Genomic DNA, 23,776 nt, shown 5'->3' with positions numbered 1-23,776 from the left:
CCAGGCGGTCCGGGGGGCTCCTCCGCGCGCCCGGTCGCCCGGGCTGGGGATCAGATCAGTGGCTGTGCCCGTGGCCGCCGGCCGCGGGGGCCTCCTCCTCGGGCTTGTCCACGACGAGCGTGTCGGTGGTGAGGACCATCGACGCGATCGAGGCGGCGTTGCGCAGCGCGGAGCGCGTCACCTTGACGGGGTCGATGACGCCCGCGGCCACGAGGTCGACGTACTCACCGGTGGCGGCGTTGAGGCCGTGCCCGGCGTCGAGGCCGCGCACCTTCTCGACGGCCACGTAGCCCTCGAGGCCCGCGTTCTCGGCGATCCAGCGCAGCGGCTCGGAGGCGGAGCGGCGCACGATCTGCGCGCCGGTGGCCTCGTCACCGGTCAGCTCGAGGGCGTCGATGGCGGAGACGGCCTGGATGAGGGCCGAGCCGCCGCCGGCGACGATGCCCTCCTCGATGGCCGCGCGGGTCGCCGAGACGGCGTCCTCGATGCGGTGCTTCTTCTCCTTGAGCTCCACCTCGGTGGCGGCGCCGACCTTGATGACGCAGACGCCGCCGGCCAGCTTGGCCAGGCGCTCCTGCAGCTTCTCGCGGTCCCAGTCGGAGTCGGTGTTCTCGATCTCGGCCTTGACCTGGCGGACGCGGTCGGCCACGGCGGCCTGGTCGCCGCCGCCGTCGATGATCGTGGTGTCGTCCTTGGTGATGACCACGCGACGCGCGGAGCCGAGGACCTCCAGGCCCACCTGGTCGAGCTTGAGGCCGACCTCGGGGCTGACCACCTGCGCGCCGGTGAGGATGGCGATGTCCTGCAGGATCGCCTTGCGGCGGTCGCCGAAGGCGGGGGCCTTCACGGCGGCTGCGGTGAAGGTGCCGCGGATCTTGTTGACGACGAGCGTGGACAGCGCCTCGCCGTCGACGTCCTCGGCGATGATGAACAGCGGCTTGGAGGTCTGCAGGACCTTCTCCAGCAGCGGCAGGAGCTCCTGGACGGAGCTGATCTTGCCCTGCGAGAGCAGCACGTGCGCGTCCTCCAGGACGGCCTCCATGCGCTCGGAGTCGGTGACGAAGTAGGGCGAGATGTAGCCCTTGTCGAACTGCATGCCCTCGGTGAAGTCGAGCTCGAGGTTCATCGAGCTGGACTCCTCGACGGTGATGACGCCGTCCTTGCCGACCTTGTCGAAGGCCTCGGCGAGCAGGTCGCCCACGGTGGAGTCCTGCGCGGAGATCGTGGCGACCTGGGCGATCTCGCTCTTGTCGTCGATCTCGCGGGCGGTGGCGAGCAGCTGGGTCGACACGGCCTCGACGGCCTTGTCGATGCCGCGCTTCAGCCCGGACGGGCTGGCGCCGGCGGCCACGTTGCGCAGGCCCTCCTTGACCATGGCCTGGGCCAGCACGGTCGCGGTGGTGGTGCCGTCACCGGCGACGTCGTTGGTCTTGGTGGCGACCTCCTTGGCGAGCTGGGCGCCGAGGTTCTCGTACGGGTCGTCCAGCTCCACCTCGCGGGCGATGGTGACGCCGTCGTTGGTGATGGTGGGGGCGCCCCACTTCTTGTCGATGACCACGTTGCGGCCCTTGGGGCCGAGGGTCACCTTCACGGCGTTCGCGAGGGCGTCGACACCGCGCTCCAGGGCGCGGCGGGCGTTCTCGTCGAACTGCAGCTGCTTGGCCATGTCCTTCTTCCTGATGGCGTGCTGGTGGCTGACGGCGCGCCGACCGGCTGGCGGCGCGTCAGCGGGGTGCGGGACGGCGAACGCCCCGGGGCCCCCGCCGGACGGCGGTGGGGCCGCCGGGGCGAGCCGTGATCAGAGGTCGATCAGATCTGCGGTGTCGCTCAGGCGACGACGGCGAGCACGTCGCGCGCCGAGAGCACGAGCAGCTCCTGGCCGCCGTACTTCACCTCGGTGCCGCCGTACTTGGAGTAGATGACCTTGTCGCCGACCTTGACGTCGAGCGGCACGCGGTTGCCGTTGTCGTCGATGCGGCCCGGGCCCACGCTCAGGACCTCGCCCTCCTGGGGCTTCTCCTTGGCGGTGTCCGGGATGACGAGGCCGGATGCGGTGGTCTGCTCGGCGTCGAGGGGCTTGACGACGATGCGGTCCTCGAGCGGCTTGATGGAGACCGACACGGGCGGACCTCCCCTTCGCTGGTGGTGCGGAACGGACGGATGCGCGCGCCGGGGGGCCGGTGCGTCGTCGCGGGTGCCGCTCCGACCTCGGGCGCTGGCACTCTCGCGGGGAGAGTGCCAAGAAGGACAGTAGTGAGGCCGTCAGCACTCGGTCAACCCGAGTGCCAGCCCACCCCGCTGAGGACGCCCGCTCAGACCAGCGAGCAGACGGTCTTGCCCTCGAGGTAGCCCGCCAGTCCCTCCATCCCGTTCTCCACGCCCCACCCGGACGCCCGCCGGCCGCCCGTGACGAGCTCCGGGGAGAAGACCGCGTGGCAGTTCACCCACACCGTCCCCGCGCGCACGCCGTCGACCACCCGCTGCGCGGTGCGCAGGTCGCGCGTCCACACGCTGGCGGCCAGGCCGTAGTCGGTGTCGTCGGCCATGGCGACGACCTCCTCGAGGTCGTCGAACGGCGCTACGACCACCACGGGGCCGAAGACCTCCTCCCGCACCAGCGGTGAGGAGGGGTCGGCGCCGACGACGACAGCGGGCGCGAAGAAGCAGCCGCCGCCGGAGGCGTCCTCCACCGGACCTCCGGCACCCACCACCTGCGCTCCGGCCGCCACGCCGTCGGCCAGGCGCTGCGCCACCCGCGCCGCGTGCGCCGGGCTCGCGAGCGGGCCGAGCTGGGAGGAGGGGTGCAGCCCGTGCCCGAGCGCCTGCGCGGCGGCGTGCTCGGCGAGCGCCTCGACGAAGGCGTCGTGCGCGCCCCGCTCGACGTAGACGCGCGACCCGGCGACGCACACCTGGCCGGAGTTGGCGAAGACCCCGCGGGCGACGCCGGGCACCGCGGAGGCCGTGTCGGCGTCGGCCATGACGACGGTGGGCGACTTGCCACCCAGCTCCAGGGTCAGCCGGGGCAGGTGGCCGCCGGGACGTCCGGCGGACCTCACGAGGGCGCGCCCCGTGGCGGTGGAGCCGGTGAAGGCCACCTTGTCGACGCCCGCGTGCTCCGCGAGCGCCGCCCCGACCGCGCCGCCGCCGGTCAGCAGCGACACGGCCCCGCGCGGCAGCCCGGCCTCGCCGAGGGCCCGGGCCACCAGCTGGACGAGCCGCACGGACGTGAGGGGGGTGTCCTCCGCGGGCTTGAGGAGGACGACGCACCCCGCGGCGAGCGCCGGGGCGACCTTCATGGCCGCCATGAGCAGGGGCGAGTTCCACGGCGTGATCGCGGCGACCACGCCCACCGGCTCCTGCACGGTGCTCGCGACGAGGCGCGTCCCCGGCGTCGCGTACGGGGGCAGCGGCGCCGAGGGCCGGAACGTCGTCCCGGTGACCTTGGTGGCGGCTCCCGCGAAGTAGCGGAACTGCTCGGCGGCGCCGGCGACCTCCCCGCGGGCCGTGGCGAGGGTCTTGCCCTGGTCGAGCACCTCCAGCTGCGCGAGCTCCTCGGCGTGCTCGGCCAGGAGGTCGGCCACGCGCCACAGCAGCCGCCCGCGCGCCGAGGGCGCGGCCGCCCACCAGGAGCCGGCGCCCCGGTCGTCGAGGACGGCGCGGGCCGCCTCGACGGCGGGGCCCACGTCCGCGGCGGAGGCCTCGGCCACCTCGGCGAGCACCGCGCCGGTGGCCGGGTCGCGGGTGGTCCGGCGCTCCCCGGTCGCGGCGGGGTGCCACTCCCCCGCGGTGAACAGCCCCGCGGGCTCGGAGCGCCACGCGTCGAGCACGGCCCGCACGGGGGCGGACACCGCGCCCGCCGGCGCGCGGCCGCCGTCGACCAGGGCGGTGGGTGCTGCGCTCACCACGCCACCTCCGGGAGGCCGTGCTCGGCGACCCAGGCGTCGCGGCGCGCGAAGAGGCCCGGCGCGGTGGTGCGGGCCTCGTCGACCAGCTCGCCGAGGTCGGCGTGCACGAGCGCCCCGTCGCGGACGACCGGGGCGCCGTCCACCCAGACGTGGTCGACGTCGGAGCCGCGCACGGCGTGGACGAGGTTGTGGTGGACGTTGAGCAGCGGTCCGGAGGTGACCAGCGGCGTCATGCGCGGGGTGCGGGAGCGCACGGCCACGACGTCCGCCTTCTTGCCGACCTCCAGGGAGCCCAGGTCCGCCTCGCGCCCCAGCGCTCGGGCGCCGCCGGTGGTGCCGAGCGCGAAGGCGTCCCAGCTGGGCAGGGCGGCGGCGTCGAGGTCGCGCAGCTTGGCGAGGAGCGACGCCGTCTTCATCTCCTCGAAGAGGTCGAGGTTGTTGTTCTCCTTCTCGCCGTCCGTGCCGAGCCCGACGGCGACGCCGGCCGCGAGCAGCTCGCGCACGCGCGCGGTGCCGCTGGCCAGCTTCATGTTGCTGACCGGGTTGTGCACCACGCCGACGCCGCGGTCGGCCAGCAGGGCGATCTCGTCGTCGTCGAGCCAGACCGCGTGGGCCAGCACGGTGCGCGGGGCGTCGAGCATCCCCAGACGCTCCAGCGCGCGCACGGGGCGGGCGCCGTAGCGGCGCTCGAACTCCGCGACCTCGTCGCGGGACTCGCTGCAGTGCGTGTAGAGGCCCGTGCCGAGGTCCTCCGCCATGGCCACGGCGCGCCGCTGCGCGGCCTCGACGGCGTAGAAGGGGTGCTCCAGCCCCACCCACACCTCGATGCGACCGCCGGCGCCGCCGTGGTGGTCGGCGGCGAGCCGCTCGACGTCGTCGAGGGTGTCGAAGAAGTCGTGCCGCGGGTGCTCCGCGGCGTACGGGACCGCCACCAGCCGGTTGCCGAGCAGCTCCGCGGCGCGCGCGCCGCCGTGCAGGAACCGCCACATGTCGACGACGGTGGTGGTGCCCGCCAGCAGGCCCTCGGCGTAGCAGAGGCGGGCGGCCACCTCGGCCTCGTGGGCGGTGAGCACGCGGTGCATGGGGTCGATGTGGACCCTCAGCCACTCCCACACGGGCAGCTCCTCGGCGGTGCCGCGCAGCAGGCCCGAGTGGTGGTGGGCGTTGACCAGACCAGGCAGGAGCACGTGGTCGGGCAGGTCCTCCACGGCAGCTCCGGGGTGCTCCGCGAGGACGGCGGCCAGCACCTCCTCGCGCGGGCCGACGGCGGTGATGCGGTCGCCGACCAGCGCCACGGCGCCGTCGGCGAGCACGGTGTGCGCGGCGTCCCCCACGACGACGACGCCCGCGGCGAGCACGCGCACCTGCGCGCTCACGGTCGCACCGCCCAGGGTGCGAGCAGGTCGGCCAGGCGCTCCGCCAGCGCGACGACGGGTGCGAGGGTGTTGCACGTCGGCACGGTGGGGAACGCGGACGCGTCGGCCACCCGCAGGCCGTCCACACCGCGGACGCGGAGCTCGGGGTCGAGCACGGCGCGCTCGTCGTCCTCACGGCCCATCGCAGCGGTGCCGCAGGCGTGGAAGAAGGTGGTGCAGGCCAGGCTCATGAACTCCTCCAGGTCGGTGTCGCTGGTGGTGGGGCCGGCAGGGGGCAGCGGTGCCAGGCGCTGTGCGCCCAGCGCCGCGAAGACCGGCCCGTCGGCCAGCTCCAGCACGTCGCGCAGGCCCTGCCGCAGGGCCGCGCGGTCCGCCGGGTCCGCGAGGAGGCCCGGGTGCAGGTCGACGGCGCCGCCCGGGGCCAGGTCGCGGACCACGAGGTGCCCGCGGCTGCGGGAGCCCATCAGCCCGACCCCCAGCCCCACGAGGTGGGGGTCGGACCGGTCGAGGTGGTGGGCGGCGGCCACGGCGGGTGTGGCGCACGCCGCCTGGGTGACGAAGCAGTGCAGGTCGGGGGCGTCGCCGCGCGGGGAGCTGCTGCGCCAGTTCCACACCGCGCCGCCGCCGTTGTCGCGCACGGGCCCGCGGGGCTCGCGCAGCCGCAGCGTCACGCCCTCCAGCAGCGGGTGGTCCTGGAGGTTCCGGCCGACGCCGGGCACGGCGCTGGCCACGGGCACGCCGAGCCGTTCGAGGTCCGCGGGGTCGCCGACCCCGGACGCCAGGAGCAGGCGCGGGGTCTCGACCGCTCCGCCGCACAGCACCACCTCGCCGTCGCCGGCCACCGCCGTCCGCGCCGCCCGCCCGCCGACGAGGTGGACGACAGCGACGGCCCGGCCGCGCTGCACGTCGACCCGCAGCACCGGGCTGCCCGTGAGGACCGTGAGCGACCCGCTGACCGGCACCGGCGCGAGCGGCGGCAGCTCGCGCAGGTAGGCGCGTGAGGTGCTCCACCGCCGCGAGGCCCGCCCGCCCGCGCCGTCGTCCTCCGAGGCGGCCGTCAGCTCGGCCAGCTCGGCGAGCCCGCCCGCGCCCTGTCGGCCCGCTGCCTCCACCGCCTCCACCAGCGCGGTGGCCACGGGGTGCGGGTCGTGCGGGCGCTCCACCCGCAGCACGCCCTCGGCGCGCGCCAGGCACGGCGCGAGGTCCGCCCAGGTCCACCCCGGCACGCCCCAGCCGTCGTAGTCGCCGGGGTGGCCGCGGTACCAGAGCATCGCGTTGGTGCTGCTCGACCCGCCGAGCACGCGCCCGCGCGGCAGGGGGATGCGCCGTCCCGCCACCTGCGGCGACGGCGCGTAGGCGAGCCCCCAGTCGAGCTCGCCCCCGAGCATCGCCGGCCACGCGCCGGCGTCGGCGACGTCCTCGCGGCCGGCGTCGTCTGGGCCCGCCTCGAGGAGCAGGACGGTCGCGCCGCGCTCGGCCAGGCGGCGGGCCACCACGCAGCCCGCTCCCCCGCCTCCGACGACCACGTGGTCGTAGGCCGGCGCGAGGACCGCAGGGGCACCGGGCATCAGTTGTGCTCGCTCGGGCCCATGATCGTCACACCCTCGGTCGCCTCGACGTGCCGCACGAACCGGTAGGTGTCCTCCCGGCCGTCGCTGTGCTTGCGGCGCACCACGGGGTGCCCCGCCGCCGCGTGGCCCTCCGGGGAGGTGTCGACCTTGGCGACGACGACGTGCGGGGCGGCGGTGTCGGCGAGGCCGGCCGCGCACGCCGCGGCGAACGACCCGACGTCGCGGACCGTGCTCGCGTGCACCACGCCCGCGCCGCGGGCGATGGCCGCGAGGTCGACGGTGCCGGAGGAGGTGTGGGTCCGCGGCCCGCCGATGGACTGGTAGCGCTCGTTGTCCCACACGACCACCAGCAGGTTGCCCGGCCGCTCGTTGCCGAGGGTGGCCAGCACGCCCAGGTTGAACAGGAGACCGCCGTCGGTGTCGAGGGAGACCACCCGCCGGTGCGGCAGACCGGCCGCCAGGCCGAGCGCCTGGGGCGTCACGCAGCCGAGCTGCTGCTGGAACAGGCTGGCCTCGCGCAGGTGCGGGGCGGCGGTGTACCACTCGTCGACGGCGCCGCCGAGGGAGAGCACCACCAGCTCGTCGGACAGCTGCGCCGCGAGGGCCTCCATGGCGGAGAAGCGCGTCATCGCCGACGCCGGCTCCCGCACGACCGGGCCGCTCACCGGGCCGGTCATCGGACCGTGCTCCCGCCGAGCACGACCGCCGAGTGCTGGTAGGCCGAGTACGACCACTCGTAGGCGTCCACGACGGCCTGCTCGATGCCGGCCTCCTCGCGCACCACGCGGTAGGGGATGCGCAGCGCCGCGAGCATCGGCTCCATCGTGATCCCGTGCGGGACCGCCCACCAGTTGTTCTCGCCCAGCTCCCCGCGGTAGCTCATGACCATGACCACGGGGATGCCGGAGCCCAGGCCCATGCGCGCCAGCGGCTCGGCGGCCGCGCGCAGCCCGGAGTTCTCCATGCACAGCACGGCGCGCTTCCCCGACAGGAAGACCCCGCCGCACACGGCCACGCCCTCCCCCTCGTTGGTGCAGGGGATCGTGCGGATGCCCGGGTGGGCGTCCAGCGCCGGGTACAGCGGCTTGAGCAGCGAGTCGGGCAGGTAGCTGGCGATGGTGACGCCGGCGCGCTCCAGCCCGGCGATCACCGCCTGCACGGCGGTCGGGGTCATCGGTCTCCTCGGGTGCTGGTCGGGCTGGTCGGGCTGGTCAGAACTCGGTGAGGTGGCCGCGCAGGGTGGCGGCGGTGTAGCGGCTTCGCACCAGCCCGCGCCGCTGCAGCACCGGGACCAGGCCCTCGGTGACCTGGACGACGTAGTGCCGCGAGAGCCGGTGGAACGGCGTGGTCACGAGGAAGCCGTCCCCGCCGACCTCCTCGGCCGCCGCCTCCAGCTGGTCGGCCACCTGCTCGGGGGTGCCCACGAGGTCGAGGGAGGAGTTGGTGCCAGCGTCAGCCGCGAGCTCGCGCAGCGGCTTGGTGCTGGGCCGGCCCTCGTCGTCGACCTGGGCGAACTTGGCCAGGGTGCCCAGCGAGCCGCGGGCCGAGCCCGCGAGCAGCTGCGCAGGAGGGGGCAGGGGCGCGTCGAGGTCGAGCGCGGTGAGGTCCACACCGGTGTAGGCGCTGAACTTGGCCAGCGTCGTCGCGAGCGCTGTCGGGTGGGCGGCCGAGCGCGCCAGGGCCGCCCGGGCCTCCCCCTCGGTCTCGCCGAGCACCGGCGCCACGAGGAAGAGCACTCGCAGCGCGTCGGGGTCGCGACCGGCCTCAGCGGCGAGGCGGCGCACGTCGTCGCGCGCGGCCTTCATGGCCGCCGGCCCGTTGGCCACCGCGAGCACCAGGTCGGCGTTGCGGGCGGCGAAGGCCCGCCCGGTGGGCGAGCCGCCGGCCTGGCAGTAGACGGGACGCCCCTGCGGGGACCGGACCGTGGTGAGCGGTCCCGCCACCGGGTGGCGCGGGCCGGGCGCGTCGACGGCCCGGACGCGGGTGTGGTCGGCGTAGGTGTGGGTGGCGCGGTCCATGACGACGGCGTCGGGGTCCCAGCTGTCCAGGAGCGCCGTGACCACGTCCACGTGCTCCTGGGCTGCGGCGTACCGCTCGTCGCGGTCGGGGAGGGCGGGCAGGCCGGCGTTGCGCGCCTCGGCGTCGTCGGTGCTCGTGACGATGTTCCACCCGGTGCGCCCGCCGGAGAGGGAGTCGAGCGTCGAGACCAGCCGCGCCAGCAGGAACGGCGGGTAGAGCAGCGTCGACAGGGTCGTCACCACGCCCAGGTGCTGCGTCGCGGCCGCCAGGAGGGCCGACAGGGGGGCGGGGTCGTGCCGCGGGGCCCGCACGCCGGTGCGCAGCAGCAGCTCTCGGGTGCCACCGGCCTCCGCGGAGACAGCGAGGGAGTCCTCCAGCAGCACGAGGTCGAAGCAGGCCCGCTCCAGGGCCCGGGCGAGGTCGGTGTGGAACGCGCCGTCCCACGGGCTCCCGCCGGCGGACGCGAAGGGGGCGTCCCACTCGTCGGGGCCGAAGTGCGTGAACCACCCGAGGTGGAAGGGCCGTGCCACCGCTGCTCGCTCCCGTCCGCGCGGCCCGCCCCGGTCGGGGGCTGCACGTCGTCCGACCACCGGCCCTCGCACCCGGTGGCGGAACAGCGCCCGTCGGCCGCGGGTGCGGCCGGGGCGGCGCAGGGGAGCTGCGCGCCGCCGATGGTGCCCGCACCGGGGCGGCCGTGGGTTGCGGGCGTGTTACGGACGGCGGAGGGCGCACCCGGACCGGTGGCGTCCCGCCACCGCCGCGGCTGCGAGGATCGGGACGTGCCGCTGGGACCCGCTGACGAGTCGTCGTCCTCCTCCCCAGCGGCGGCGAGCGTGGCCCCGCTCCTGCGCCCCGAGGGGTGGGCGCTGCTGGAGGCGCTGCCGCCCTACGCCGGCCCCGACACCGCGATGGCCCTGGGCGAGCGGCTGCGCGCCGAGGGCGCCGAGGCGCAGCTGGTGGCCGCCGCGATGACGCAGTCGCGGCTGAGGGCGAAGGGCGCCGCGAAGTTCGGGCCCTTCGCCGACGGCATGCTCTTCACCGCTGAGGGCCTGGAGCAGGCGACGCGCCTCCAGGTGGCCGCCCACCACGCGCAGCGCTTCCGCGACGCCGGGTGCTCCCGCGTGGCCGACCTCGGCTGCGGCATCGGCGGTGACGCGATGGCCCTGGCGTCCCTGGGGCTGGGCGTGCTCGCCGTCGACAGGGACGAGGCCACCGCCGCCGTCGCCACCGTGAACCTGCGGCACTGGCCGGACGCGCAGGTGCAGCGGGCGGACGTGCTCGACGTCATCTCCCAGCTGCCGGAGCTGGGTGGTGCTGGCGGTCCCGGCCGCGTCGACCGCGTCGACGGGGCGTGGCTCGACCCGGCCCGCCGCACCGCCTCCGGCAGGCGGGTGCTCGACCCCCACCACGCGTCGCCGCCGTGGAGCGCCGTGCTCGACGTCGCCCGGCGCGTGCCCGCCACGGGCGTCAAGCTCGCCCCCGGCGTCCCCCGCGACATCGCCGCAGGCTCCGGGCTGCCAGCCGAGGTGCAGTGGGTCTCGGTCGACGGCGACGTGGTGGAGGCGGCGTGCTGGTTCGGGCCGCTCGCCCGGCCGGGGCGGGCGGCGAGCGCGCTGGTGCTGCGCTCCGCCGAGCGCGGCGGCACCGCGACCCTCGTCGACGACGACGACCTGCCCGTCCCGCCCGCGGTGGCCTCGCCGGAGGGTGTCGGCACCTACCTGTACGACCCGGACGGCGCCGTGGTGCGCTCCGGGCTCGTCGGGCAGGTGGCGGCGCTGGTGGGCGGGTCGCTGCTGGACCCGACCATCGCCTACGTGACCTCCGAGCGGCTCGTGGCGACCCCGCTGGCCCGCGCCTTCGCGGTGGAGGAGGTCTGGCCGTTCGGGCTGAAGGCGCTGCGCACCCGCCTGCGCGACCGCGGCGTCGGCGCCGTGGAGGTGCTCAAGCGGGGCAGCGCGGTCGACGTGGAGCAGCTGCGCCGCTCCCTGCGCCTCGAGGGCCCGCGCCAGGCGACCCTGGTGCTCACCCGGGTGGCGGGCCGCCAGCACGTGCTGCTGTGCCGCCCCGCGGCAGCCACCCGCGCCTGAGGTCCGTCCCGGGACCCGGCAGGGAGCCGGGAGGGAGCCGCGTCCGGCGGCCGTGACACGACCGCCGGCCTGGAAACGGCGCCGTAACGCCGGCGTCCTCTTGCTGACGCACAGCGCTCCTAGCGTCCCCGCTCGTCGACCGCGAGCTGGCAGGAGATGGCAGCTCGCGGTCCCTCACGCACCGCGGAGGTTCCGCGAGCGCCACGACCCCGGGAGGCCCCGTGCCGTCGATCGACCCCCACCACCAGCACCTGGTCCGCAGCGCCCTGGGGCGCCGCTCGTTCCTGCGGATGGCGGGGCTCGCGGGGCTGGGCGCGGCCGGCGCCGGTGCGCTGGCCGCCTGCGGCGGCTCCTCCACCGGGGCCTCCGGCGGCGGGTCGAGCAGCGGCGGCTCCGCCGACCACGGCGACCTGGCGATCCAGCTCTCGTGGATCAAGAACATCGAGTTCGCCGGTGAGTACTTCGCCGACTCGAAGGGCTACTACCAGGACGCCGGCTTCTCGAGCGTCAACCTCATCGCCGGTGGTGCCGCGGGCACCAGCGCGGAGGCCGCCGTCACCTCCGGCAAGGCGCTCGTGGGCCTGTCCGCCCCCACCATCACCGCCCCGGCCATCAACGAGGGCGCCCCCCTGAAGATCATCGGGGCGACGTTCCAGAAGAACGCGTTCTGCATCGTCTCGCTCGACTCCAACCCCATCCCCGACGCGGCGGCGATGAAGGGCAAGAAGATCGGCGTGCAGTCCGGCGGCAACGAGCAGATCTTCGCGGGCCTGCTCAAGGCCAACGGCATCGACGCGAGCTCGCTGACCATCGTGCCGGTCCAGTACGACCCCACCGTGGTGACCACCGGCGAGGTCGACGGCTTCATGGCCTACCTCACCAACGAGCCGATCCTGCTGAAGGGCAAGGGCTTCAAGACCGTCCAGTTCGCCTTCGCCGACCACGGCCTGCCGCTGGTCACGGAGACCTTCACCGTGGCGCAGCAGTCGATCGAGGAGGACCGCGACAAGCTCAAGGCCTTCCTCAAGGCCGAGGTCCTCGGTTGGACCGACGCCCTCGACAACCCCGAGGAGGGCGCGAAGCTGGCGGTGGAGCAGTACGGCAAGGAGCTGAAGCTCAACCTCGAGGAGCAGATCGAGGAGATCAACGCCCAGGCCACGCTGATCGTCACGGACGACACCGTGAAGAACGGCCTGTTCACCATGACCGACGAGCTCATCGCCACCAACATCGAGTCGCTCGCCACGGCCGGCACCACGATCACCGCGGAGAAATTGTTCGACCTCTCGCTCCTGGAGGAGGTCTACTCCGAGGACCCGTCCCTCGTCACCGGACCGACCCTGACGCCCGAGGCCGCCGCCTCGGCCGCTCCCGCCTGACAGCCAGCCCCCTCCTCGGCGGCCGGTGCGCCCGTGCACCGGCCGCCGAGGGCGGGGCCCGTCCCAGGAGGGACCCGCATGGACGCAGCCCTGCTGCCCAAGGCCGAGCTCCACGTGCACGTCGAGGGCACGCTCGAGCCGGAGCTCGTCGTCGACCTGGCCCGGCGCCACGGCGTGGTGCTGCCCACCACCGACCCCGCGGCGCTGCGGGCGGCCCGTCGCTTCACCGACCTGCAGTCGTTCCTCGACCAGTACTACGAAGCGGCGGAGCTCCTGCGCACCGAGCAGGACTTCCACGACCTCATGGCCGCCTACCTCGTCCGCGCCGAGCGGGCCGGGGTCCGCCGCGCCGAGGTGTTCCTCGACCCCCAGCACCACACCGAGCGCGGCGTGCCGCTGGAGGCCGTCTTCGGGGGGCTCAGCGCCGCCGCCGCTGCGAGCCCGGTGTCGGTGGACCTCGTCCCCTGCTTCCTGCGCCACCTCGGGCCCGACGCCGCCCTCGAGGCGCTGAGGACGTGGCTGCCGCACCGCGAGCACTTCGTCGGCGTGGGCCTGGACTCCACCGAGGTCGGCAACCCGCCCGCCGCCTACGGCCCCGCCTACGCCCTGGCCGCCGCCGAGGGGCTGCACCGCACCGCCCACGTCGGTGAGGAGGGCACCGCCGCCGACGTCGCGGAGGCCCTCGACACCCTCGGGATCGAGCGGCTCGACCACGGCAACCACTCCCTCGACGACGCCGAGGTGGTCGCCCGGCTGCGTGACACCGGCACGCCCCTGACCGTCTGCCCGCTGAGCAACGTGGCGCTCCGGGTGGTCGACGCGCTCGAGCAGCACCCCCTGCCGGCGATGCTCGAGGCCGGCCTGGTGGTGACCGTCAACAGCGACGACCCCGCCTACTTCGGCGGGTACGTCGACGACAACTACCGCGCGCTGCGCGACGCCGTCGGCCTCACCGACGGCCAGCTCACCGCCCTGGCGCTGGCCTCCTTCGACGCCAGCTTCGCCGAGCCCGCCGCCAAGGACGCCTGGCGCGCCGAGGTGCGCGCGGCCGCGTCCGCACCCCTGGCCCCCCAGACCGCCAGCTGACAGCTGAGGAGCACCGTGAGCACGCAGTCCGCCCAGACCGCCCCGGCGCAGGGCCCCGCCCGCACCCCCGGGAGCACCGGCCTCGACATCAAGGGCCTCACCAAGACCTTCACCTCGGGCCGGCGCACCGTCACCGCGCTCCAGGACGCGAACCTGTCCACCCCGCAGGGCTCGTTCCTGTCCCTGCTGGGACCCTCCGGGTGCGGCAAGTCGACGGTGCTGCGGATCCTCGCCGGGCTGGAGGAGGCGACGTCGGGGCAGGCGCTGGTCAACGGCCTCACCCCGCTGGAGGTGCGCCGCCAGCACGAGCTGGGGATCGCCTTCCAGGACTCCGCGCTGCTGCCGTGGCGCAGCGTGGTCTCCAACATCAAGCTGCCGCTCGAGGTGGCCGGTGTGAAGCCGGACCAGTCCTTCGTGGACGAGCTGGTGGAGCTGGTCGGCCTCAAGGGCTTCGAGAAGGCCAAGCCCGGGCAGCTGTCCGGCGGCATGCGCCAGCGCGTCTCCATCGCGCGGGCCCTCGTGGTGCGCCCGGAGGTGCTGCTGCTCGACGAGCCGTTCGGCGCCCTGGACGACATGACCCGCCAGCGCCTCAACCTCGAGCTGCTGCGCATCTGGACCGAGAAGCCCGCCACCACGCTCATGGTCACCCACGGGATCGCCGAGGCGGTGTTCCTCTCCGACGTCGTCGCCGTGATGAGTCCGCGACCGGGCCGCGTGCTCGAGGTGGTCCCGATCGACCTGCCCCGCCCGCGGACGCCCGAGATGATGCGGACGCCGGAGTTCCACGCCCTGCACGACCACCTGTCGGGGCTGTTGTTCGGCCGCGGTGGCGCCGCGATGGGCGGGCACTGATGGGTGAGGGGCCGGTCCTCGCCTCGACCGACCAGGAGCTCGAGGCGCGCGCCAGGCGCTCCTTCGAACGCCCGCGCTGGCTGGCCGGCGCCACCGGCGTCGTCGGCATCCTCGCGCTGTGGTCCCTGCTGGCGGTCACGGTCTTCGCTGACGGCGGCGGCGTGCCCACCCCGTGGGCCGTCGTCGCGAAGATGGGCGCGGACGGCTGGGCCCTGTACGGCCCCAACGCGACCGTCACCATCAGCAGCGCCGCCCAGGGCTTCCTGTGGGGCAACGCCCTGGCGCTCCTGCTGGCCGGCGCCGTCCTCGTGGTCCCCCAGCTCGACGGACTGGTCACGCAGCTGGGCGTCATCAGCTACTGCATCCCGCTGACCGCCATCGGGCCGATCATCCAGATCGTCTTCGGCGGCCGGTCCACGTCGATCTTCCTGGCGGCGGTGGCCGTCTTCTTCACCACGCTCATCGGCTCCCTGCTCGGTCTGCGGGCCGCTGACCGCACGAGCATCGACCTCGTGGCCGCCTACGGGGGCAGCCGCCTGCAGCAGCTGCTGAAGGTGCGACTCGTCTCCGCGCTGCCGAGCCTGCTCGCCGCGCTGATGATCGCCGCTCCCGCGGCCATGCTCGGCGCGATCATCGGCGAGTACCTCGGCGGGGTCGACAGCGGCCTCGGCGTGGCTCTCACCAACGCCCAGCAGCAGTTCGACGTGCCCCGCACCTGGGGCCTCGCCATCGCCACCGGCGCCATCGCCGGAGCGGGCTACCTCGTCTTCAGCCTCGTCTCCCGGGTCGTCACGCCGTGGTCGGCCGGACAGGAGGGCACCTCGTGAGCGCACCCACCGGAACGTCCGACCCCGCTCGGGCCCGCGGCACCGACGACCTCACCACGCCGCCTCCCGCGGGCAGCCCCGTGCCGACGCCGTCCGCCGGCGCCGCGGGAGAGTCGGTGCGCCCCGCCGGCCACGTCGTCAGGACGGCGCTCTGGCGCGCGTTCCGACCGCTGCTCGTGTCCGCGGTCGTCGCCCTCGTGGTGTGGTGGGGGGCCCTGGCCGCCTTCGAGATCAGCCCCTTCATCGGCAAGACGCCGCAGGACGTGTGGGCCTACCTCCTCACCGACCCCGACGCCGCGACCAACCGCGCCACCATCGCGGCGCCGCTGGGCGTGACCCTGCAGCACGCCCTCGTCGGGTTCGTCGCCGGCATGGCCGCTGCGCTGGTGGTCGGCGCGGCCTTCGTGGCCGCCCGCTCGCTCGAGCAGTCGCTCATGCCCATCGCCATGCTGCTGCGCTCGGTGCCGCTGGTGGCGATGACGCCGATCATCGTGCTGGTCTTCGGCCGCGGCCTCGGCTCCATCGCGGTGATGGGCGGCATCGTCGTCTTCTTCCCCGCGCTGGTGAACGTCGTCCAGGGCCTGCGGTCGGTGCCGCCGACCTCGCGCGACCTCGTGCACGCCTACGGCGGCTCGGACCTCGCCGTCATGCGCAGGGTGGGCATCCCCACGGCCATGCCGGCGATCTTCGCCGCCGCCCGCATCTCCGTGCCCGGTGCGCTGACCGGCGCGCTGGTGGTGGAGTGGCTGGCCACCGGCAACGGGATCGGCTCGCAGATCCTCAAGGCCATCGGCGGGTTCCGCTACGACGAGGTGTGGGCGCTGATCGTGGCCGTCACTGCCGCGTCCGTGGTGCTCTACACGCTGGTCGGCCTGCTGGAGGGGCTCGTCCTGGCCCGGTACGCCCCGCACCGCCTCACCCGGTGAGCCCGCGCCGCCCGTCGGCCGTGCTGACAGGCTGGGGACCGTGACCCCGGACGCCCCTTCGCGCGACTCCACCGACGGACGGGCCCCGCGGCGGCGCGTGGTGCTCGACACCGACCTGGGCACCGACGTCGACGACGCCCTCGCCCTCGCCCTGCTGCTCGGCTCCCCCGAGGTGGAGCTGGTCGGCGTCACCACCGTCTACGGAGACACCGACCTGCGCGCCCGTGCCACGTCGCGCCTGCTGGAGCTCGCGGGCGTCCCCGGTCCGGGAGCGCTCCTGCAGACGGGGCGCGGCCTGCCCGTGCGCGCCGGTGCCTCCGCGCCGCTGTCCGGCGCGGAGGTCTGGTGGGCCGGCCACGAGGGCACCCTGCTGGGGGACCTCACGACGGCGACGACGACGCCCCCGGCGCCCGGAGCCGCTGCGGCCGACGACGCTGCGGACTGGCTCGCGGCCACCGCCGCCGCGGCGCCGGGCTCGGTGGACCTGCTGGCCATCGGCCCGCTCACCGGTGTGGCGACGGCGCTGAGGCGCCACCCCGAGCTGGCCGGCCACCTGCGCTCGCTGGTGGTCATGGGAGGTCGGTGGGACGGCGCCCTCACCGCGGAGGGGCTGGTGGAGGACGAGCACAACCTGCGCAGCGACGCCGTCGCCGCGGCCGAGGTCCTCACCTGCGGCGCGCCGACGCTCGTCGTCGGCCTGGAGACCACCCAGCAGGTGCGCCTGGAGGCTGCCGACGTCGAGCGCATCGCCGCCGCGGGACCGCTGGGCGCCGCCCTCGCGGCGCAGGTGCGGCAGTGGTGGGAGTTCTGGGACGAGCCGTGGGGCGTCCCGCACGACCCGGTCACCGCGCTGCTGCTGGTCGACGAGCCCGAGGTGCTGCAGCTCGGTCCGCCCGGGCGGGTGTCCGTGGACGAGCGGGGCGCCGTGGTGCACGTGCCCGACCCCAGCGGGACCGTCCGCGTGGCCGTGGGCGTCGACGCCGAGCGCGCCGCCTCGGCCGTGGTGCGACGGGTGCTGGCCGGCTGCCGGGTCCGCTCCGACGGGCCCTCGGGCCATCACGGAGGCTGACCGTCCACGACGCCCGGTGCGCGCCTAGCCTGCGCGCATGACCGCCCGCGACCTGCGCCTGCTGCCCAAGGCCTCCCTGCACACCCACCTCGAGGGCTGCATGCGCCCGTCCACGCTGGCGGAGCTGGCGGCCGGGTACGGCATCCCCGTGCCGGAGACCCGCGGTTACGGGAACTTCGGGGCGTTCGCCGGCCTGTACGACGCCGCGGCGCAGTGCATCAAGACCGAGGACGACCTGCGCCGCGTGGTCCGCGAGGTGGTCGAGGACGCCGCCGCCGACGGCGCGGTGTGGGTGGAGCCGCAGCTGTGGCCGCACTACGAGAGCCCGCAGCTGGCCGACGCCGGGCGGATCCTCGACGTGGCCCTCGACGAGGGCCGCACGACCGCGGCGCGCCTCGGCGTGGGCTTCGGGCTGATGGTGACGGCCATCCGCGTGCTGCCCCCGGAGGACGCCGAGGCGCTCGCCGAGCTCGCCGTGACCCGCGCCGAGGCCGGCGTGGTCTCGTTCGGCCTCGCGCACGACGAGGTGCTCGGCCCGCCGGCGCCGTTCGCCCGCGCCTTCGCCGTGGCCCGGGCCGGCGGCCTGGTGTCCGCGCCGCACGCGGGCGAGCTGCTGGGCCCTGACAGCGTGAGGTCCGCCCTCGACGACCTCGGGGCCGGGCGCATCGCCCACGGCGTGCGCGCCGTGGAGGACCCGGCGCTCGTGGAGCGGCTCGCCGCCGAGCGCGTCTGCCTGGACGTGTGCCCGACGTCCAACGTGCTGCTGGGCGTGGTGCCGTCCCTGGCAGAGCACCCGCTGCGACAGCTCCTTGAGGCGGGGGTGCCCTGCTCGGTCAACACCGACGACTCCCTGCTCTTCGGCCCCGGGCTGCTGGAGGAGTACGAGACGGCGCGCACGGCGCTCGGCCTGGACGACGCCCAGCTCGCCACCGTGGCGCGCAGCGGGATCGAGGCCGCCTCGCACGCACCGGCAGCACTGGTCAGCGAGGCGCTGGAGCGCGTGGAGGCCTGGCTGGCGACGTGACGCCGGCCACGACCTGACGACGCCGGGCGCTCGGACCTGCACGACCGCCCGGAGGGGTGGTAGTTTCGGTCCACCGAAACCGGGGGTCGCAGACGCCGCCCGGACTCGTCGTGGGAGGAGGGCCGCCGGTGTCCACCGCCGTCGCCGTGCTGTTCCTGGCGCTCGCCGCCCCGGCGCTCCTGCTCGGGCTGGCGCTCGCCGTCTCCGCTGCGCTGCCCGCCCACCGGCCGCACCTCCACGCCCGCCCACCACAGGCGCTGCGCGAACCTGCCGACCTGTCAGGCGCGAGCGCCGAGGTCGAGCACCGGGCCCCGGAGTGGGCCGCTGCACTGCGCTCCTGAGCCCGGCCGCCGACCGGGGTTTCGGGCAGCCGAACTCAGCGGATGCGTCCGCGCAGGTCAGACGTGGTTTTTTCGGGTGACCGAAGTGCTGGTCCCCCGCCGCAGCAGCCGATAACGTCGGTGGCGGCCCGCTGCGCGGGCCACCACGACTCGTCCTGACCGATGGCGGTGAGCTGGTCGCGGGCCCTGGCGGGTCCCCGGCTCGCCGCCTTCTCGCTGTGCCCGCACGGGTTCGGCGACCTGCTGCGGAGGCACCGCGTGCTCCTCACCCTCGTCCTGCTGCTCGGCTGCGCCGTCCTCATCTACCTCGCGTGCGAGTGGTTCGTGAACGCCGTCGAGTGGCTGGGCGTGCGCATGGCCGTCGGCTCGGCCGCCGTGGGCACCGTGCTGGCCGCCGCCGGCACCGCGCTGCCCGAGAGCGTCGTCACGCTCGTCGCAGTGCTGTTCGGCTCGCAGGAGACCGGCGCCGACGTCGGGGTCGGTGCGGCGCTGGGCGGACCGCTCGTCGTCGGCAGCCTGGCCTACGCCGTGGTCGGCGTGGTGCTGCTGACCAACCGACGCGCGGTGCACCGCAGCGCCGGCAACCGCGTGGTCGCCGCGGAGCGGGTCGGCGCCGCCGGAGCGCCCACGGGCTCCTCCCGGGGCGGCGGCGCGGCGGCCGCCGGTGGACCGACCGACGCCGAGACCGCCCAGCTGGCCGAGCTCGACACGCGCTCGCTGGCGCGCGACCAGACCTGGTTCCTCGTGAGCTTCGCGCTGGCCGCCGGGCTCGGTCTGGTGGCCTTCACGGTGAAGCCGTGGCTGGGGTGGGTGTTCTTCGGCGTGTACGCCGTCTACTGCTGGCGGCAGGTGCGCGCCGGCGGCGAGGCGCACAGCGCCGAGGACCTCGAGCCGCTGAAGGCGCAGCCGCGCCGCGAGCGCCCGAGCACCACCGCCGTCGTCGTGCAGGTGGTCGTGTCGCTGGCCGTCATCTTCGCCGCGTCGCAGGTGTTCGTGGGCCAGCTGGAGGCGCTGGCCCCGCAGCTGGGCCTGTCGGCGTCGCTGGTGGCGCTGCTGCTCGCGCCCGTCGCGACGGAGCTGCCGGAGATGCTCAACGCGCTGATCTGGGTCCGCAAGGGCAAGGTGTCGCTCGCGCTGGGCAACCTGGCGGGCTCGATGGTCATCCAGGCGACCATCCCCACGGGCCTGGGCCTGGCCTTCACCAGCTGGCACGTGCAGGGACCGCTGCTGCTGGCGGCGGTCGCCACCCTGCTGTGCGTGGGCTACCTGCTGGTGCTCTTCGCCACCCGCAGGGTGACCGCGGTGCGCCTGGCGGTGGCGTCCTCCGCCTACGCGGCCTTCGCCGCCGGCCTGGCCCTCACCGTCTGACCGCCCGCTCCGCCCGCTCCTCCTCGCGCACTCTCCGCGGCGAGTGCCGTGCCCGGGCCCTCCTCGACGCACCCTCCGCGGCACGTGCGGTTGTGGCGGCGCGCTCGGCGCACCTGCCGCGGAGGGTGCGGAGAGGAACGGACGGTCGGTCAGCCCTGGGGCGCGGGCGTGGCCTCGGTGTGCGTGCCGATGGCCCAGACGAACGGCGGGGTGGTGCCGTTGACGGACCAGTCGCCCACGATGCGGGTCTTGTAGATCACCGGGTTGTGCGACGCGACCGTGCGGGCGTTGCGCCAGTGCCGGTCGAGGTCCTTCGCGCGCGACGTCCCCGAGGCGCCGAGGGTGTTGAACAGCAGCGTCGCCGCGCGCGGCACGCTCTCGGACAGCACCACCTGCGCCTGCGCGGTGGCGATCTCGGCGCGGACGTTCGCGGCCAGGTCGGCCTCGCTGTCGCGGTCGTGCGCGGTGTCCGCGGCCCCCTGGACGGCGGCCGCGGCGGCCAGGGCGATCGCGCGGGCGGCGAACGCGGTCGAGGAGATCTCCCCGGCCACCGCGAGCACCTGCGGGTCCTCGCGGACCACCGGCGCCAGGCCGTGGCTGTAGGAGCGGGTGCGGGAGCGCACCTCGTGGGCGGTGTCGCGCTCCACCGCGGCGGCGATGCCGGCGTGCACGGCCAGCAGCACCAGCTGGTACAGCGCGGTCTGGTAGCGGAACCTGTCGTCGAAGGCCGCGAGGTCGTCGTCCTCGACGAGGGCGTCCTCGAGCACCAGCGTGCCGGTGCCGGTGAGCTGCTGGCCGAAGCCGTCCCAGTCGTCGCTGACGGTCACGCCGGGCTGGTCCAGCCGCACGAGCGCCGTCACGGTCCCGGCGGCGGCGTCTCCGGCCTCCTGCGCGGCGAGGGTGGCCTCGTCGGTGAGCTGGGCGACGACGTCGCTCCAGCCGGCGTAGATCGTGCCGGTCGTGTAGTACTTGCGGCCGCTGATGCGCCAGCGGCCGTCGGCGTCGCGGCGGACCTTGGTCGCCTGCCCCCCGAGGGTGGTACCGCCGGTCTCGCTCCAGGCGTTGCCGGTCCACTCCCCCGCGGCCACCCGTGCGAGCCACGCGTCGCGGTAGGGCCCCTCGGGCAGGGAGAGCAGGTGCTCGACCCACGCGACCTGCCCGCGGAAGATCTGCGGGAGGTTGGAGTCGGCGGCGGCCAGGTCGATGAGGAGCTCCGTGAAGCCCACGAGGTCGAGGCCGTCGCCGCCGTGCTCCACCGGCACGCGCAGGCGCGTGAAGCCCGCCTCGACGAGGGCGCGCACCTGCTCGCGCGGCAGCTGGTGGTCGACCTCGCGCTGCACCACGCCCTGCGCCACGTCGTCGAAGACGGGCTGCAGGCGGGCGCGCGCCGCGGCGAGCCGCTCGGCCTGGCTGGTGGGCGTGCTGGTGGGCGTGCTGGTGGGCGTGCTGGTGGGCTGGGTGGTGGTGCTCATCGACAGCGCTCTCCTCGGCGATCGGTGGTCGTCACCAGGCGGCGGTGCCCGGGACCGACGAGGAGGAGCGCGTCGTTACCGGGCGCGGACGCCTGGTCCGGTCATCACCCGGAGCACCCCACGACGCGGGGGTTGCTGGCCAGCGAGCCGGGGCTTGGCGCTGGCGCTCATGACCTGGGCGGCACCGTAGCGTCAGGGCACCCTGGCGGTCCAGGCCGGGTCGAGGTACTTGCTCTGCGCCAGCTCGCGGGCCGCCGCCAGCTCCGCGGCGGTGACGTCGCCGTCCACGAGCCCGTACCGCCCGCGGAACGAGGCGGCCATCGCGGCGATGACGTCGTCGCGGGCCATCCCGGTCTGCGAGCGCAGCGGGTCCACGCGCTTGGCGGCGCTGGTGGTGCCCTTGTCGGAGAGCTTCTCGCGCCCGATGCGCAGCACCTGCAGCATCTTGGCGGCGTCGATGTCGTAGGACATCGTCACGTGGTGCAGCACGGCGCCGGGCACGCGCTTCTGCGCCGCCCCGGCGATCTTGCCGGCCGCGGAGACGATGTCGTTGATGGGCCGGTACTCGGCCTTGACGCCGAGGTCGCCGAGGGCCTCCAGCACCCAGGCGTCCAGGTAGGCGTAGGAGTCCACGAAGCTGAGCCCCGCCACGAGGGAGTCGGGCACCGTCAGGGACCACGTGATGGTGTTGCCGGGCTCGGCGAACATCGCCCCGCCGCCGCTGATCCGCCGCACGACGTCGACCCCCAGCGCCGCGGCCGCCTCGCCGTCGACCTCGTTGCGCAGCGACTGGAAGCTCCCGATGATCACCGTCGGGCGGTCCCACTCCCACACGCGCAGCGTGGGCCCCCGCTCTCCCGACGCCACCGAGGCGAGCAGCACCTCGTCGAGGGCCATGAGCAGCTCGGGGCTCTCCGGTCCCCGGTGCACGAGCGACCAGGTGTGGTCGGCGAAGCCGGTCGCCCGCGCCAGGGCGCGTCGGACGACGACGGCGACGGCCTCCGGCGTGATCCCCAGGAGCACGGCACCGGCCGGCAGGGCGGCGCGCACCCGGCCCGCCAGGTCGGCGGCGTCGGCGTCAGCGGGGGCGCCCTCCAGCGCGGCGTCGATGGCCTCGAGGGCGTCGTCGGGCTCGAGGAAGAAGTCCCCGGAGACGCGGACGCCGCGCAGCACCCCGCCGGGGGCTGCGTCGTCGACGTCGAGGTCGACCACCACGAGCTTGCCGCCGGGGACCTTGTACTCGCCGTGCACCGCGGGACCTGCTCTCTGGTTCGATCGACGGGTCAGACGACGATGGTGGAGACCGGCAGCCCGGGGTCGGTGGCCAGCTCCAGCGGGGAGGGCCCGAGCCCGTCGGCCAGCGCGAGCGCACCCAGCGCGGCGACCATGGCGCCGTTGTCGGTGCACAGCCGCAGCGGTGGCACCCGCAGGTCCAGCCCGGCGGCCTCGCACCGCTCGGCCAGGAGCCCGCGCACGCGCGCGTTCGCGGCCACCCCGCCGCCCAGCAGCACCGTCTGCACGCCGCGGTCCAGGGCCGCGGTCACCGTCTTGCGCGCGAGGACGTCAGCCACGGCCTCGGAGAAGGACGCGGCGACGTCGGCGACGAAGCGCTCGTCCAGCTCGCCTCCGGCGCGGCGGTGCGCGTCGACCTGGCGGGCGACGGCCGTCTTGAGCCCGGAGAAGGAGAAGTCGTACGGGTGGCGGCGCAGGTCGTGCGCGGCCGTCAGGCCGCGGGGGAAGGGGAACGCCGCGGGATCGCCGGACTCGGCGGCGCGCTGCACGTGCGGGCCGCCGGGGTAGGGCAGCCCGAGCAGGCGCGCGACCTTGTCGAACGCCTCACCGGCGGCGTCGTCGAGGGTCTGCCCGAGCAGCTCCACCCGCATCGCGCCGACGCCCTGGCTCCCCTGACGTCCGGGGCTGCGCACGTCGAGGAGCTCGGTGTGCCCCCCGGAGACCAGCAGCGCCACGCTGCGCTCCGGCAGGGCGCCGGAGACCAGCACGTCGACCGCGACGTGGGCCACGAGGTGGTTGACGCCCAGCAGCGGCACGTCGAGGGCCAGCGCGAGCGCCTTCGCCGCGGCGACGCCCACGAGCAGCGCGCCCGCCAGGCCCGGCCCGGCGGTCACCGCCACGGCGTCGACGTCGGCGAGGGTCACGCCCGCCTCCTCGCAGGCGCGGCGCGTCGTGGGCAGGAGCGCCTCGAGGTGGGCGCGGCTGGCGATCTCGGGGACCACCCCGCCGAACCTCACGTGCTCGTCCACGCTGCTGGCCACCGCGTGTCCCAGCAGCTGCGAGCCGCGGACGAGGGCGACGCCGGTCTCGTCGCAGGAGCTCTCGATGCCGAGCACCAGCGGCGCGGAGGTGGGGGCGGACTCGGCGGTCTGCGCGGCCAGGGTCACGCCGACACCCTACGAGCGGTCGCCGACAGCTCCAGAACGGGCTCCAGCGCCGGCCAGGTGGCGGTCAGGTGCCGG

Annotated in this window: 21 protein-coding genes and 1 riboswitch; of the genes, 10 read left to right on the top strand and 11 right to left on the bottom strand. The window is 75.3% G+C overall.

Annotated elements, in window-relative coordinates; translation table 11 throughout:
- Positions 1-55 precede the first annotated feature (55 nt).
- The 8 genes from groL to FMM08_RS00840 all read right to left on the bottom strand — a co-directional run bounded on the left by groL (position 56) and on the right by FMM08_RS00840 (position 9,401).
- On the bottom strand, positions 56-1,666 hold the full coding sequence (gene groL, locus FMM08_RS00875; protein ID WP_147924451.1) for a chaperonin GroEL: 1,611 nt from the start codon (positions 1,664-1,666) through the stop codon (positions 56-58).
- A 161-nt stretch (positions 1,667-1,827) separates the two neighbouring features.
- Entirely contained in the window at positions 1,828-2,121 is a 294-nt protein-coding gene (groES, locus tag FMM08_RS00870; protein WP_139709973.1) for a co-chaperone GroES, read from the bottom strand.
- Between the two features lie 191 nt (positions 2,122-2,312).
- Complete coding sequence (locus tag FMM08_RS00865) at positions 2,313-3,902, bottom strand: aldehyde dehydrogenase family protein (protein ID WP_222710258.1); 1,590 nt, start codon at positions 3,900-3,902, stop codon at positions 2,313-2,315.
- On the bottom strand, positions 3,899-5,269 hold the full coding sequence (locus FMM08_RS00860; RefSeq protein WP_187279505.1) for an amidohydrolase: 1,371 nt from the start codon (positions 5,267-5,269) through the stop codon (positions 3,899-3,901). Before FMM08_RS00860 ends, FMM08_RS00865 begins: the two co-directional genes overlap by 4 nt.
- Positions 5,270-5,277: 8 nt before the next feature.
- Positions 5,278-6,849, bottom strand: a complete 1,572-nt coding sequence (locus FMM08_RS00855) for a GMC family oxidoreductase (RefSeq protein WP_147924449.1) — start codon at positions 6,847-6,849, stop codon at positions 5,278-5,280.
- Entirely contained in the window at positions 6,849-7,517 is a 669-nt protein-coding gene (locus tag FMM08_RS00850) for a thiamine pyrophosphate-dependent enzyme (protein ID WP_222710257.1), read from the bottom strand. Before FMM08_RS00850 ends, FMM08_RS00855 begins: the two co-directional genes overlap by 1 nt.
- An 8-nt stretch (positions 7,518-7,525) precedes the next feature.
- Positions 7,526-8,026 (bottom strand): thiamine pyrophosphate-binding protein, encoded by a 501-nt coding sequence (locus tag FMM08_RS00845; protein WP_147924448.1) that lies wholly within the window; start codon positions 8,024-8,026, stop codon positions 7,526-7,528.
- A 37-nt stretch (positions 8,027-8,063) separates the two neighbouring features.
- The gene (locus FMM08_RS00840; protein WP_147924447.1) at positions 8,064-9,401 is read right to left on the bottom strand and encodes an NtaA/DmoA family FMN-dependent monooxygenase; all 1,338 of its coding nucleotides are present in this window, start codon (positions 9,399-9,401) and stop codon (positions 8,064-8,066) included.
- A 249-nt stretch (positions 9,402-9,650) separates the two neighbouring features.
- On the opposite strand from FMM08_RS00840, the gene FMM08_RS00835 reads away from it, so the two are divergent.
- The 10 genes from FMM08_RS00835 to FMM08_RS00790 all read left to right on the top strand — a co-directional run bounded on the left by FMM08_RS00835 (position 9,651) and on the right by FMM08_RS00790 (position 19,830).
- Positions 9,651-10,958: a class I SAM-dependent methyltransferase gene (locus FMM08_RS00835; protein WP_222710256.1), complete on the top strand. Its 1,308-nt coding sequence runs from the start codon at positions 9,651-9,653 to the stop codon at positions 10,956-10,958.
- A 290-nt stretch (positions 10,959-11,248) separates the two neighbouring features.
- Entirely contained in the window at positions 11,249-12,337 is a 1,089-nt protein-coding gene (locus tag FMM08_RS00830; RefSeq protein WP_147924824.1) for an ABC transporter substrate-binding protein, read from the top strand.
- Between the two features lie 78 nt (positions 12,338-12,415).
- Positions 12,416-13,423, top strand: a complete 1,008-nt coding sequence (gene add / locus FMM08_RS00825; RefSeq protein ID WP_147924446.1) for an adenosine deaminase — start codon at positions 12,416-12,418, stop codon at positions 13,421-13,423.
- A 15-nt stretch (positions 13,424-13,438) separates the two neighbouring features.
- A complete protein-coding gene (locus FMM08_RS00820; RefSeq protein ID WP_147924445.1) occupies positions 13,439-14,275 on the top strand; it encodes an ABC transporter ATP-binding protein in 837 nt (278 codons plus the stop codon).
- Positions 14,275-15,102 (top strand): ABC transporter permease, encoded by an 828-nt coding sequence (locus tag FMM08_RS00815; RefSeq protein ID WP_147924444.1) that lies wholly within the window; start codon positions 14,275-14,277, stop codon positions 15,100-15,102. The genes FMM08_RS00820 and FMM08_RS00815 overlap by 1 nt, the downstream gene beginning before the upstream one ends.
- Entirely contained in the window at positions 15,099-16,028 is a 930-nt protein-coding gene (locus FMM08_RS00810; RefSeq protein WP_222710255.1) for an ABC transporter permease, read from the top strand. Before FMM08_RS00815 ends, FMM08_RS00810 begins: the two co-directional genes overlap by 4 nt.
- 40 nt (positions 16,029-16,068) lie before the next feature.
- Positions 16,069-17,097, top strand: coding sequence for a nucleoside hydrolase (locus FMM08_RS00805; protein WP_187279448.1), 1,029 nt, complete (start codon positions 16,069-16,071; stop codon positions 17,095-17,097).
- Between the two features lie 37 nt (positions 17,098-17,134).
- Positions 17,135-18,121, top strand: coding sequence for an adenosine deaminase (gene add, locus FMM08_RS00800; protein ID WP_147924442.1), 987 nt, complete (start codon positions 17,135-17,137; stop codon positions 18,119-18,121).
- A gap of 128 nt (positions 18,122-18,249) precedes the next feature.
- Positions 18,250-18,462 (top strand): hypothetical protein, encoded by a 213-nt coding sequence (locus tag FMM08_RS00795; protein ID WP_147924441.1) that lies wholly within the window; start codon positions 18,250-18,252, stop codon positions 18,460-18,462.
- A 162-nt stretch (positions 18,463-18,624) separates the two neighbouring features.
- A complete protein-coding gene (locus FMM08_RS00790; protein WP_147924440.1) occupies positions 18,625-19,830 on the top strand; it encodes a sodium:calcium antiporter in 1,206 nt (401 codons plus the stop codon).
- Positions 19,831-19,979: 149 nt separating this feature from the next.
- Here FMM08_RS00790 and FMM08_RS00785 read toward each other — a convergent pair whose 3' ends face one another.
- The 3 genes from FMM08_RS00785 to tsaD all read right to left on the bottom strand — a co-directional run bounded on the left by FMM08_RS00785 (position 19,980) and on the right by tsaD (position 23,701).
- Entirely contained in the window at positions 19,980-21,302 is a 1,323-nt protein-coding gene (locus FMM08_RS00785) for an acyl-CoA dehydrogenase family protein (protein ID WP_147924439.1), read from the bottom strand.
- Between the two features lie 66 nt (positions 21,303-21,368).
- A riboswitch (SAM riboswitch) is annotated at positions 21,369-21,477 on the bottom strand.
- 17 nt (positions 21,478-21,494) lie between these two features.
- Positions 21,495-22,553 carry a lipoate-protein ligase LplAB gene (gene lplAB / locus FMM08_RS00780; RefSeq protein WP_147924438.1) on the bottom strand — a complete coding sequence of 353 codons (1,059 nt, stop codon included), beginning with the start codon at positions 22,551-22,553 and terminating at the stop codon, positions 21,495-21,497.
- Positions 22,554-22,585: 32 nt separating this feature from the next.
- Positions 22,586-23,701: a tRNA (adenosine(37)-N6)-threonylcarbamoyltransferase complex transferase subunit TsaD gene (gene tsaD, locus FMM08_RS00775; protein WP_255471911.1), complete on the bottom strand. Its 1,116-nt coding sequence runs from the start codon at positions 23,699-23,701 to the stop codon at positions 22,586-22,588.
- Positions 23,702-23,776 lie beyond the last annotated feature (75 nt).

Origin of the sequence: Quadrisphaera setariae (assembly GCF_008041935.1) — a bacterium.
In the GTDB taxonomy this organism is placed as follows: Bacteria; Actinomycetota; Actinomycetes; order Actinomycetales; family Quadrisphaeraceae; genus Quadrisphaera; species Quadrisphaera setariae.
Note: the sequence above shows the minus strand (reverse complement) of the source record. Positions and strands in the feature narration are given on the sequence as shown.

Bases quoted from the DNA above. Each gene is read 5' to 3' on its own strand.
- FMM08_RS00855 (WP_147924449.1), bottom strand. From the start codon at position 6,849: ATGCCCGGTGCCCCTGCGGTCCTCGCGCCGGCCTACGACCACGTGGTC.
- FMM08_RS00845 (WP_147924448.1), bottom strand. From the start codon at position 8,026: ATGACCCCGACCGCCGTGCAGGCGGTGATCGCCGGGCTGGAGCGCGCC.
- FMM08_RS00815 (WP_147924444.1), top strand. From the start codon at position 14,275: ATGGGTGAGGGGCCGGTCCTCGCCTCGACCGACCAGGAGCTCGAGGCG.
- add (WP_147924446.1), top strand. From the start codon at position 12,416: ATGGACGCAGCCCTGCTGCCCAAGGCCGAGCTCCACGTGCACGTCGAG.
- add (WP_147924442.1), top strand. From the start codon at position 17,135: ATGACCGCCCGCGACCTGCGCCTGCTGCCCAAGGCCTCCCTGCACACC.
- FMM08_RS00785 (WP_147924439.1), bottom strand. From the start codon at position 21,302: ATGAGCACCACCACCCAGCCCACCAGCACGCCCACCAGCACGCCCACC.
- groL (WP_147924451.1), bottom strand. From the start codon at position 1,666: ATGGCCAAGCAGCTGCAGTTCGACGAGAACGCCCGCCGCGCCCTGGAG.
- FMM08_RS00790 (WP_147924440.1), top strand. From the start codon at position 18,625: ATGGCGGTGAGCTGGTCGCGGGCCCTGGCGGGTCCCCGGCTCGCCGCC.
- FMM08_RS00830 (WP_147924824.1), top strand. From the start codon at position 11,249: ATGGCGGGGCTCGCGGGGCTGGGCGCGGCCGGCGCCGGTGCGCTGGCC.